The sequence below is a fragment of the Phaeobacter sp. JH20_26 genome (genome assembly GCF_048056275.1).
GTDB lineage: Bacteria > Pseudomonadota > Alphaproteobacteria > Rhodobacterales > Rhodobacteraceae > Phaeobacter > Phaeobacter bryozoorum.
Map to the genome: position 1 here is coordinate 103673 of NZ_JAYMWL010000009.1, position 11796 is coordinate 115468.

Below are 11796 nucleotides of genomic sequence, written 5' to 3' on the forward strand. Positions count from 1 at the left end.
AAAATTGCATTCCCCGGCCCATGTCAGGTCGGGAGACATGAAAAAAGGCGGTGGAAAATCCACCGCCTTTCTTACCGTTCTGAGACAAGCAATTAGTTGCTTGCAACAGCTGCGCCAACCAGAACCAGCAGCAGCAGCGGCAGAAGGATGCCGCTGGAGGAGCTTTCGGTCTGCTCAACAATAACCGGCGCCTCAACAATCGGCTCAGCCAGGTTGCCCGCGGAAGCGGTCGAAGCAGCAGCAGTCAGAGCAGCAGCGATAACGAGTTTTTTCATGTTAACCTCCAAAAATATGCGCAGTTCAGTCCACCCGAACCACGCGCCCAAGACTTACCTCGTAATATTTTTCTAATCAGCAAAATCGCGACATTGCAATTGCTTGTTGCATGATTCGGCCTCTGGAATGGGCCGATGTCGTCAAATTAGCAACACTTGAGTGCCCACTTTCGTGAGCGCAAACAGCTGCGAAATATGCTCGTTATAAAGGCCGATACAGCCGTTTGAAGACCTGCGCCCGATCTTGCGCGTGTCATGCGTGCCGTGGATTCGGTAATACTTCCAGCTGAGATACAAAGCATGGGTTCCAAGCGGATTGTCCGGCCCCGGCGGGATATAGGCAGGCCACTCCGGGTTGCGCTTGCGCATGTTCGGAGTCGGCGCCCAGCCAGGCCCATCGACCTTGCGGATAATCTGGGTCCGGCCGCGGCGCGTCAGATCATCGGAGAGCGGCACGGACGAGGGATATAGCTTGTAGGTGCTCTGGTCTTCCGACCAGAAATGCAGGGCGCGGCTGTCGATATCCACCAGCACGGCTCCGTTGCGCAGATTGTCGAAATAGGGCCGCCAGTCCTTGGACCGGAACGCCGAGATGTTACGCTGAACCGGCGCCTCCGGCTCCGGCGGCGGGCGCAGCGGGTCAAAACCCTCCGCGGTCGTGTCCGTGGCATCCTGTGCCCAGACGTCGCTGGCAAGACCGCCGCCAACCAGTGATGCGCCGACAGAAACGGAACCGGCGAGAAATTGCCGTCTAGAGAAGGATTCGAAGGGGCTGCGGGTCATGACTTTTCCAAACTGCGGAGATATGCATTCGTTATGCCGTATCTTATGGCGCGAATGCCTCAGTCGCAAATCAAACAATCCCGCGACGGTCAATTCACCGCTGACATGTTTGCGCCTATGTCACAGCCGGGCTATTGCAGCCCCAGTCAACGAAGCAAGGTGTAGTATGACACGTGTATTTCTGATCCTTATCGCCGGGCTGATGACCCTTGTCGCAGCCTGTGCCCCTGCACCTGATGGCAGCACAGGCGGCAGCGTGTACCGGATCCGTAACGCCGACAAAGTTCAGCTGCGGATGCTCGACTCGGTCAACGCCCTTCGCGAAGCGGCAGGCAAGCCGATTGTCCAGCTGAACCCCCAGCTGACCGCTGCGGCCGCAACCCATTCGCGCGACATGTCGGTCCAGAACCGTCCGTGGCATTTTGGCTCCGACGGCTCTTCTCCGCTCGACCGCGTTGCCCGCACTGGTTTCACCGGCACAATGATCGGCGAGACGATTTCGGAAACATATGAGACCGAGTTGCAGACGCTTACAGCCTGGATGGAACAACCGGCCACCCGTTCGGTCATCATGGACGCCAAAGCGCGCACCATGGGCTTCTCCTGGTTCCAGGAATCCAATGGCAAGATCTGGTGGACCCTGGTCATGGGTAGCTAAGCGCGCCGATCCAATCTTTACCTGAACGAAGAAGGCCCGATCGCTGCATGGCAATCGGGCCTTTTCTATCACGAGACGATCAGCGCTGGCACGGTTACAGTGCAGACGATCAGGGACGCAGGGTAATCAACGTACCGTCGCGCACCATCGCATAGATCTCTTCGATCTCATCGTTGCTGACCGCAATGCAGCCCGCAGTCCAGTCATCCACCCGCGCAGCGCGTTTGCGTTCCTTGGGGTTGTTTGGCTCACCGTGAATGAAAATCTCGCCACCCGGTTTCTTGCCCATCGCCGCTGCCTTTGCCCGGTCCTGTGCGTTGGGGTAAGAGATCCCGATGGAGAGGTGATAACGACTGTTGGGATTGCGCCGGTCGATCAGATAGGTGCCTTCGGGAGTTTTGCCATCGCCCTCGATCTGCTTGTGGCCCTGCGGTGCGAAACCCAGCTCCATTTCATATTCGCGCAGAATATCCTCATTGTGCAGAAGATAGACCTTGCGGGCGCCTTTATTGACAACAACCGAGGTTACCTCGGGGCCATTATAACTGCGGAATTTGCTGGGGCCGGAGCTGCAGCCCGCCAGCCCAAGGGTCGCCGCGGCGCCCAATCCGAATGTACGTCTATCCATTATTCTAGGTCTCTGCCTGATTTGCCTCATTTTCCAACTACTATCTTCGCTGGAAAATTCAAAATCACTTCTTCTCGTGCGGCGGTTGCAGCGTCGCGATTTGCTGCTCGATTGCCTCCAGCCGAGCCAGAACCAGATCCCGATAAGCGTCCGTGCGTTCGCCCTCTTCCTCGTGATGGGCATCCTGCATCGAATTCACGATCAGGCCGACCAATAGGTTCACAACCGCAAAGGTGGTGACCATGATAAACGGCACAAAGAACGCCCAGGCATAGGGGTAGATCTCCATGACAGGGCGTACGATGCCCATGGACCAGCTTTCCAAAGTCATGATCTGGAACAGGGAATATGCGCTCAGCGCGAGATTACCGAACCATTCCGGGAAACTGTCCGCGAAGAGTTTCGTCGCGATGACGGAGCCGATGTAGAAGATGATAGCCATCAGCAGGAAGACTGAGCCCATGCCCGGTAGCGCAGTAATGAAACCCTCAACCACCCGGCGCAGCCGCGGCGCAACGGAGATGACGCGCAACACCCGCAATATGCGCAGCGCCCGCAGGACGGACATCCCCTGCGCCCCAGGAAGAAAGGCGATGCTGACGATCACAAAGTCAAAGATGTTCCAGCCGCGCAGGAAAAACCGCAGCCGCTGTACCCAGAGTTTTGCCAGCAGTTCAACGACAAAAATCCCCAGGCACAGCTGATCGACAAACAGAACGATCGTCCCGAACCGGGACATGATCGTATCAGATGTCTCCATTCCCAGCGTCACGGCATTGATCAGAATCACCACAGTGATGAAGTTGCCAAAACGATCACTGGCGATAAGATCGCCAAGCCGCTGGTTCAGGGTTTGTTTTGCACTGATGCTCACCGGTTCTACCCCACGTAGGAAAAGCTGGCCGCGAGTTCCGTATGCGAGGACCAGCGGAATTGATCGACCACCTGTACCCAATCCAGCCGATAGCCGCCATCGGTCAAAATCTTCGCATCACGGGCAAAGGTGACAGGATTGCAGGAAACATAGGCAACCCGTTTCGTACGTGCTGCAACCAGCTGAGTGGCCTGGGCCTCAGCACCAGCGCGCGGCGGGTCAATCACTGCAGCGTCAAACTCCGTTCCAAAAGGATTCAGATCCTCCGGCAGCAACGGGTTGCGAAACAGATCGCGGGTCTCGGTGGTGACTTTCTTCAAGCCTTTGGCCTGCCGCCAACCGGCATCCAATGCGCGCAACATGGCGCTTTCACCCTCGACAGCGTGGACCTCAGCGTTTTTCGCCAGTGGCAGCGAAAAAGTCCCGCAGCCGGCAAATAGGTCGACGAGACGTTTTGCCCCCGCGACAACCTCCTCGACCGCCGCAAGCAGGGCCGCCTCGCCATCACGGGTAGCCTGTAGAAAGGCACCTGGCGGCGGGCAGACATGTGCCGGACCAAAGGGTTGAGTTGGCGGCTGTTCCATACCGATCAGCTCATCCTCCCAGGTCAGCCTTGCAATACGATGCGCGTCGACCACCTGCGCCAACGCGATCCGAAGCGCGCCATCCAGCGGCTTGCCGTTGGTCACCAGTACATCAACGCCAACCTCCGAGAGGGTCACCGTCACCGCAAGCGGTGCCTTGCGGCTGGCGCCAGCCATGGCCAGTGCCTCTGCCATCGGCACGGCAGCCAGAAGCTGTGGTGCCAGCAACTGGCAATCGGGTATCTCTGTAATTACCCCGGACGCGCGGCCATGGAATCCAGCCATCGCCCCTTTCTTGGTTCGGCGCACTGACAGCGTGGCGCGACGGCGCGATCGTGGCGGTGAGGTGTGGATCGGGCGAAACGCCGTCTCAATCCCCTGGGCAGCCAGCGCATTGCGCACAATATCGACCTTCCAGCCCGCGACAAAATCATCTGTCGCATGTTGCAGCTGACAGCCACCACAGGATTTATAATGCCGACAAGGCGCCTGGACGCGTGCCTCTGACGGGTTCTCGATGCGGATATCCGTGAGCTGGTGCCCGTCGCGAATACCGCTGACGGTCTCTCCCTGCAGGGTGCGCGGCGCAAAAAGCGGGCCCTCGGCGACTCCGTCCCCCTGATGGCCAAGACGAATGATTGTGGCTGTGGTTCTAGCTGCATGTGTCATGGCCGCTGCATACCCTGCGACTGGCCCGCGCAAAAGAAAAATGCGCAGTCTGCGTGTGAACGACCTTTGTGCGGGCGCTCAGTACTTCCTATTCCGCCGCATCCCACGATCGTCGAGTGATCGGATCGACCTCATCATCATCGCCTTCGGTCCGAATGAAGCCGCCGGATTGCCGCGACCAGAACTTCGCGTAAAGACCGCCTTGCTTCAGCAGTGCATCATTGGTGCCCACCTCCGCAATCCGACCTTGATCCATGACGATGATCCGATCCATTTCACTCAGCGTCGACAGGCGGTGTGCGATGGCCAGAACCGTCTTGCCCTGCATGACCCGCTCCAGCGCCGACTGAATCGCCGCCTCCACCTCGGAGTCGAGCGCCGAGGTCGCCTCATCCAGTACCAGAATGGGTGCATCCTTCAGGATGGCTCGGGCCAGCGCGATCCGCTGACGTTGGCCGCCCGACAGTTTCACACCCCGTTCGCCGAGATGGGCATCATAGCCGCTGCGGCCCTGTGCATCCTCCAGGTCAAGAATGAATTCATGAGCCTCCGCCTTTTTAGCGGCGGCAATAAGCTCCAGTTCGCTGGCGTCCGGCCGACCGTAAAGGATATTGTCGCGCGCCGAGCGATTGAACATTGCGGTTTCCTGCGTGACCATGCCGATCTGGCTGCGCAGCGAGTTCTGCGTCACCTCTGAAACGTCTGTCCCATCGATCAGGATTTGGCCTCTTTCCCCGTCGTAGAGCCGCAACAGAAGCGACACGAGCGTGGATTTCCCCGCGCCGGAAGCCCCGACAATCCCCAGTTTTTCACCCGGTTCAATTGTCAGGGAAACACCCTGAATACCGCCGACATCGCGCCCATAGGCAAAGCCGACATTTCGGAATTCAATGCGTCCACCTTTGGTCCGCAGCGTCTTGGCGGTGTCTTGATCCTCAACCCGGTCAGGACGCGTTAGCGTCTTCATGCCGTTTTCGATTTCGCCAATGTTGGAGTAGATCGCCATCAGCGTAAAGCTGACCCAGCCCGTCATCTGCGCGATCCTCACCGACACCGCGCCCGCCGCAACGATATCACCTTCGGTCGCCATCCCGTCCCGCCACAACACAAGCGTAGCACCAATCAGCAGGACAGGCAGCACTCCTGCCAGAGTCATCAGACAGAACCGGAAGGTCGCCGACAGGTAGCCGAAATGAAGCGCCTTGTTACGGAAATCGGCCATCGAATCCTGTGCCGTCCGTTCTTCAAAATCGGCATGGGCGAACAACTTCACCGTTTTGATGTTGGTGATCGTATCGACCACCTGCCCGGTAACCATAGCCCGCGCGCCAGCCCGGGCCGCAGACCGCTTTCTGATGCGCGGCAGAAACCAACGGATTGTGGCAAAATACCCGACCAGCCAAACCACGAACAATCCAGTGATCCGCCAGTCAATCGCCCCTAGCAATGCCAGCGCGCCAAGCAGTGATGCCAGCGCGAAGGCGACGACATTGATCACCTCAACCGCGACCGACGTCACCGCATTGGCAGTCTGCATCTGCTTCTGTGCGATGCGACCTGCAAAATCATCATCGAAGAAACGCACCGATTGCCCCATTGTCCAACGATTGAGACGGGACAGCACCAGCGGATTGACGTTCGGCTGCACAATAATTGCGTTGGACGCCGCAGAGAGGCCAAAAAGGATCGGCCGCAACAACAGGAAGAAACCCAACGCACCGGCAAGTATCACCAGATTACCTGCCGAGAAGAACCGGTCCGGCCCGCTGGCTATCGCCGTATCTATCACCAGACCCAGAATATAAGCCGTGACCGCCTCCATTCCCCCGGCGAGCGCCGAAAAGACCGCAGCCACCGTGAGCATTGGCCAGGCGCCGGACAGACACCATCGCAAAAAGCGCCCCAACTGATCTGGTGGGGCGCCGTCGGCCGGTTGAAATGCGTCGATCAGATTGCCCAGTTTCATTCTGCTGCCTCAATGTTCAGGAAGCCGCCGGATTGCCGCGCCCAGAACTGGGCATATAGGCCCTCTGACCGCAAAAGCACGTCATGGGTGCCCTCCTCGACAATACGACCGTCATCCAGAACCAGAATACGGTCCATCTGGGCGATGGTGGACAGACGGTGGGCAATCGCTATCACCGTCTTGCCTTGCATCATCCCGTATAGCGTTTGCTGGATTTCGGCCTCAACCTCTGAGTCCAGCGCCGATGTCGCCTCATCCAGGATCAAGATAGGTGCATCCTTCAGGATTACCCGAGCCAGTGTCACTCGCTGACGTTGCCCGCCTGAGAGCTTCACGCCCCGTTCACCGACATGCGCGTCGTAGCCCCTGCGGCCTTCGGGATCCTCTAGGTCAAGGATGAACTCATGCGCCCGCGCTTGCTTTGCGGCCTCGATCATCTCGGCCTCGCTGGCGTCAGGCCGACCATAGAGCAGGTTGTCTCGCACCGATCGGTGCAATAGGGCACTGTCCTGCTGCACCATCCCAATCTGGGCGCGCAGACTGTCCTGTGTGACGGTACGGATATCTTGCCCGTCGATCAGGATCTGCCCGCCCTCGGGATCGTAGAACCGCAACAGCAGTTTCACCAAGGTCGATTTCCCGGCACCAGACCGCCCGATCAGGCCGATTTTCTCTCCCGGACGAATGGTCAGACTGACCTGATCCAGACCGCCAGAGCCGCGCCCGTAATGATGGGACAGCTGCCGGAGCTCCATCTCCCCATCGCGTAAATCAAGCGGCTTGGCATCAGCTGCATCCACCAGATCAATCGGCTGGGCAATGGTTTCCATCCCCTCGGCCACGACACCAAGCTGCCGGAAAAACGTGGTCAGCGCCCACATGATCCACCCGGTCATAGCATTGAGACGCAGGGTCAGCGCCGTAGCAGAGGCGACAACCCCGACCGAAGCCTGCCCCTGCATCCACAGCAGGATCGCCCAACCGACCACCCCAACGATCAGCAGGCCATTCAGCGTCACCAATGCGGCATCCATGATTGTATAGAGCCGCATCTCCGCCTGGAACGTCTTGCGCGTACGCTCAATCGCCTCTTTGGCATAGGTCAGTTCGGTATCGTGATGGGCGAACATCTTGACCGAATGAATGTTGGAATAGCTGTCAACAACCCGACCGGTCACCGTGGATCGGGCGTCGGAGGCGGCTTGGCTGGCTGGCCCGACCCGGCGCACTGTCCAGCGGATCAGCATCGCATAAAGCGCAAACCACACCAACAGTGGCATCATCAGCCGCATGTCCGCCAACCACAGCAACAGAGCCGCGCCAGCCAGATAGGCCAATGCGAATGTGATCGCATCAAAGACCTGAAACACCACCTCACCAGCGGCAGGCGGTGTCTGCATTATCCGGTTTGCGATCCGCCCGGCAAAATCATTCTCAAACCAGCCAACCGATTGCCGCAATACATGCTTATGTGAACGCCAGCGGATCAAAGTCCCGAAGTTTGGAAGGATAGCGTTATTTAGCAACAGCACATCCAGTAGCTGCAGCAGCGGCCGAATGGTCAGGATAAATACAGCCAGCAGGATCAACTCTGTCCCGTGAGCCTGCCAGACATCGGCCGGTTCACCGGACAACAGGTCCACAACCCGTCCCATGTAATGGATCAGACCGATTTCAACGGCTGCGACGATGACCGACATAAACGCGGTGGCCGCAAAGACCTTTTTGAAGGGCTGCGAATAATCTTTCAGGAACGGCCACAGTCGCCGTGGCGGAGTGTCGGTTTCCGGGTAATCACAATAGGGGTCGATAAGGTTTTCGAAGAAACGAAACATGCGGGTGCTCCAATAATTGAGCATATGGAATAGTCATGCGAACAAAGGCCATCGCCGTGGCCCCTCCGACAGACGTCGGACAGGTCAGGCGTTAATTGCGCCAGATCCCGTGATACATGCGTATTCCTCCCGTCATAAGATGGTCCCATATGGGTAGGAAAAAAATTCCACTCTGTCACCCCTTTTGACGCGGTGGGCGACGCACGACAATCAGCACGTGCGCTTCAGGCCAGTCCCAGCAGCTCTTTCCGCGTCAGGGCAAACCCGGATCTGATCCATTTATCACGCAAGGAGTTGAGCTCCGCGCCAAGAGCAGGCCCCTGGAGTTCAGGCATCAGATCCTGCGCCGACACGGGGAATACGGCGGACGCGCCAAGATTGATTTCAGTCTCTAAATCAGGCGAAATCGGCATCTCAAGCAGGGCAGATCGCAACAGGATCACGCTGCGGGCGATGGCCGCCCCATGATAATAGGCAAGGGCAGCCGGACTTTGGGTTCCTTCAACTTCTTTGCGAAGCAAGCGTATCTCGGCGGCCTGAGATTTGCTCAACCTCAGAACCTCGCCCGGAGCGCTACCGCCGAGCGCTGCAAGACGGCGAATGGGATCGGGGGCGGACCCCTCTTCCAGATGGATCAACGGTGCCAGGGCGCGATCATCGCTGCCCGGCAGAATCAATGCGAGCAATCCGATTTGCCGCATAATCGCAATCGCCGGCGCCGGATCGGGGGCTGCAAGAAGCTTCAGGATCTCACTCCCGACACGCTCACGCGATAGGGTTGCGATGCCATTCAGGTTGCTCGCGATCGCCGACAGGGCGTCCGGATCAAACCCAGCATCCAAATCTCCGTACCAGGCGTGGAATCTGAAATACCGAAGCGAGCGCAGATAGTCCTCGCGGATGCGGTGTTCGGCAATGCCGATGAACCGAACAATCCCCGCGCGCAGATCCGGAAGACCGTTCAGGGGATCAACCAGTTCCCCATCCGGGCGAGCGTAAAGCGCATTCATGGTAAAGTCGCGTCGCGCCGCATCCTCCTCGATACGATCCGCAAATGCGACGACAGCGCGACGACCGTCGGTAGCAACGTCACGACGAAAGGTGGTGATCTCATAGGGCGTACCGCGATGCACCAGTGTTACAGTGCCGTGATCGATACCTGTTGGTATGGCTTTGATGCCGGCCTTGTCGGCCAGTTCGATAACCTGTTGCGGCAGCGCGTTAGTGGACAGGTCGAGATCTGAAACCGGCGCGCCCAATAGCGCATTTCGCACACATCCGCCGACGAAATAGACCTCCGCACCGCCCTCGGTCAGCACCTCGCAGACGCGCTGGACAGCCGGATCATCGAGCCAGGGCGCGGTCAGATATCTCATGACTGCATCCGGTCGGCGAGGCCGCGCAACATCCGCGCGGTTGCGCCCCAGATGTAATAGGGACCGTATGGAACAGCGAAGTAGTTCCGCCGCACCCCACGCCAGCGACGCGACTGGATCTGATAGCGAGACGGATCGCAGAGATGTGAGAGTGGGACACTGAAAACCTCGGCAACCTCGCCAGCTTCGGCCTTGATATCAAAGGTCTGATCAATCAGGGCCACCACCGGCGTCACCATGAACCCGGTCACAGTTTCATGCGCAGGTAGCTGACCGACAATTTGCGGAAGATCACGCGGCAGCCCGATCTCTTCCCATGCTTCACGCAGGGCGGCATCGGTCACGCTTGCATCACCTGCGTCCTGCTTCCCACCGGCAAAAGCGATCTGGCCGGGATGATGTTTCAACGCCGATGAGCGTTTTGTCAGGATGACCTGCGGCACGCCCTCAGCGATGCTGATCGCCACCAGAACGCCTGCCGGTCGCAATTTACGATCAACAGGTAGAACGACGTCGGGGTTCAGATCAAAATCGGATGACCCTCCCCCCTCAGCGCCCAGCGCAGCGGTCAGCTTTTCTCGCAGATCAGGCACTATCGCCCTCTGCCTCATCCGTTTTATCGGCCTCAAACCCCAACGTCGCCGGATCAAGATCATAATGGGCGCCACAGAACTGGCAATCGGCTGTCACGCGGCCTTCGTCAGTGGTCATCGTTGCGATGTCCTTGGCGGAGTAGATCGACAGGCTTGCGCGTACCCGCTCGGTGGAACAGGTACATCCGAATTTGACTTGTTGGGCATCGAAAACCCGCGGTTGTTCCTCGTGAAACAATCGCAAGAGTAGATCTGTCGGCGTTACCGATGGGCCGATCAGCTCCATGTCTTCGACGGTCGCAAGCAGGTGCATCACACGGTTCCAGTTCTCGCCCTCTTCGCCGTTCACCAGATCTTCAGCCACCAGCGTATCGCCAGAGCCGGCACCGTCAGCAACAAACGGAGACGCCTTTGGCATCTGCTGTAGCATAATCCCTCCGGCCCGCCAGTGCTCGGGTACGCCCGGTTCGGCGGAACGGCCAAAGCTAAGCGAGAACCGTGTTGGCAGCTGCTCGGACTGGGCGAAATAGGCTTCGGCACAGGCGGCCAGCGACCCGCCCGCCAGAGGGGTGATCCCCTGATAGGGTTTCATCCCTTCACCCTGATCGACAAGAATCGCAAAATACCCTTCACCCACCTGATCAAAGGGGGCGCCATCCGTCAGCCGTGTTTCATCATAGCTGGCATAGGCGCGGATACGGGCCGACTCGCCTTCTGCCTGGGGGGCATAGTAGTCGGTCGCGATCATCCTCACCGCACCTTTGGACTGCACCTGCAAGGACAGTTTCCATTGCAATTTGACTGTCTGACCAATCAAAGCCGTCAGCAATGCCATCTCGGCCACCAGCGCCTCGACGACAGGTGGGTAATTATGCTGCTTCAGAATACCATCCAACACACCGTCCAGCCGCGCAACGCGGCCGCGCATGTCCGATACGTCAAGCTGGAAGGGCAGGACGGTATCGTCCCACGCGATTTTCGATACAAGTGTCATGGGGTTTCCTTACGCGCCGTGGATTGGCATATCGGGCCTATATAGGGTTTACACCATCAGAGTGAAGAGGTCAGCGCCGTGATCAGACGTTTTGGCGATACGCCGGATAAATCGAAAAGATACCGGCGCAGGCCCGGCGTCTACGCTCTCTTGCCGCGAAATGGCAAGCTTCTGGTGACCTGTCAGCAGGATCCAGGCCCGGATATTCAGCTGCCCGGAGGAGGCATAGATCCGGGCGAATCACCTATTCCTGCATTGCACCGGGAGGTGATGGAGGAGACCGGCTGGACCATTTCCTCCCCCCGCAAGCTGGGGGCATTCCGCCGATTTGCCTATATGCCGGAGTATGATCTATGGGCTGAGAAACTCTGCCATATCTATATTGCGCGCCCGGCCCGGCAGATCTCAGACCCGAGCGAACCACTGCATGAAGCGCTCTGGATGCGAGCGGATGTCGCGCAAGAGATGCTCGGTAATGCCGGTGATCGCCACTTTGCCGGATATATCGCGCGATGGATGGGACAAAGCTAGAAATCGGCCGAAGATTGGCGAGCGACCCGG

At 58.5% G+C, this 11796-nt stretch carries 12 protein-coding genes; 2 read left to right on the forward strand and 10 right to left on the reverse strand.

The window, feature by feature from the left end; genetic code table 11:
• Positions 1-92: 92 nt before the first annotated feature.
• On the reverse strand, positions 93-275 hold the full coding sequence (locus VWY60_RS03865) for a hypothetical protein (RefSeq protein ID WP_340547150.1): 183 nt from the start codon (positions 273-275) through the stop codon (positions 93-95).
• 141 nt (positions 276-416) lie between these two features.
• Entirely contained in the window at positions 417-1058 is a 642-nt protein-coding gene (locus tag VWY60_RS03870) for a L,D-transpeptidase (protein WP_340547149.1), read from the reverse strand.
• A gap of 166 nt (positions 1059-1224) precedes the next feature.
• Here VWY60_RS03870 and VWY60_RS03875 point away from each other — a divergent pair, with 166 nt between their 5' ends.
• Positions 1225-1716 carry a CAP domain-containing protein gene (locus VWY60_RS03875; protein WP_340547148.1) on the forward strand — a complete coding sequence of 164 codons (492 nt, stop codon included), beginning with the start codon at positions 1225-1227 and terminating at the stop codon, positions 1714-1716.
• A 109-nt stretch (positions 1717-1825) separates the two neighbouring features.
• Here VWY60_RS03875 and VWY60_RS03880 read toward each other — a convergent pair whose 3' ends face one another.
• The 8 genes from VWY60_RS03880 to VWY60_RS03915 form a co-directional block, all read right to left on the reverse strand.
• A complete protein-coding gene (locus tag VWY60_RS03880; RefSeq protein WP_340547147.1) occupies positions 1826-2344 on the reverse strand; it encodes a L,D-transpeptidase family protein in 519 nt (172 codons plus the stop codon).
• Positions 2345-2408: 64 nt separating this feature from the next.
• Positions 2409-3218 (reverse strand): ion transporter, encoded by an 810-nt coding sequence (locus tag VWY60_RS03885; RefSeq protein WP_340547146.1) that lies wholly within the window; start codon positions 3216-3218, stop codon positions 2409-2411.
• Positions 3219-3223: 5 nt separating this feature from the next.
• Positions 3224-4471: a class I SAM-dependent RNA methyltransferase gene (locus tag VWY60_RS03890; RefSeq protein ID WP_416539873.1), complete on the reverse strand. Its 1248-nt coding sequence runs from the start codon at positions 4469-4471 to the stop codon at positions 3224-3226.
• An 88-nt stretch (positions 4472-4559) separates the two neighbouring features.
• The gene (locus VWY60_RS03895) at positions 4560-6437 is read right to left on the reverse strand and encodes an ABC transporter ATP-binding protein (protein WP_416539874.1); all 1878 of its coding nucleotides are present in this window, start codon (positions 6435-6437) and stop codon (positions 4560-4562) included.
• Positions 6434-8272: an ABC transporter ATP-binding protein gene (locus tag VWY60_RS03900; protein ID WP_340547143.1), complete on the reverse strand. Its 1839-nt coding sequence runs from the start codon at positions 8270-8272 to the stop codon at positions 6434-6436. The genes VWY60_RS03895 and VWY60_RS03900 overlap by 4 nt, the downstream gene beginning before the upstream one ends.
• A 224-nt stretch (positions 8273-8496) precedes the next feature.
• On the reverse strand, positions 8497-9648 hold the full coding sequence (locus tag VWY60_RS03905) for a CCA tRNA nucleotidyltransferase (RefSeq protein ID WP_416539875.1): 1152 nt from the start codon (positions 9646-9648) through the stop codon (positions 8497-8499).
• Positions 9645-10241 carry a CoA pyrophosphatase gene (locus VWY60_RS03910; protein WP_340547141.1) on the reverse strand — a complete coding sequence of 199 codons (597 nt, stop codon included), beginning with the start codon at positions 10239-10241 and terminating at the stop codon, positions 9645-9647. Before VWY60_RS03910 ends, VWY60_RS03905 begins: the two co-directional genes overlap by 4 nt.
• The gene (locus tag VWY60_RS03915) at positions 10234-11235 is read right to left on the reverse strand and encodes an Hsp33 family molecular chaperone HslO (protein ID WP_416539876.1); all 1002 of its coding nucleotides are present in this window, start codon (positions 11233-11235) and stop codon (positions 10234-10236) included. The genes VWY60_RS03910 and VWY60_RS03915 overlap by 8 nt, the downstream gene beginning before the upstream one ends.
• 78 nt (positions 11236-11313) lie before the next feature.
• Between VWY60_RS03915 and VWY60_RS03920 the strand changes: the two genes are divergently transcribed.
• A complete protein-coding gene (locus VWY60_RS03920) occupies positions 11314-11766 on the forward strand; it encodes an NUDIX hydrolase (protein ID WP_340547139.1) in 453 nt (150 codons plus the stop codon).
• Positions 11767-11796: the final 30 nt, after the last annotated feature.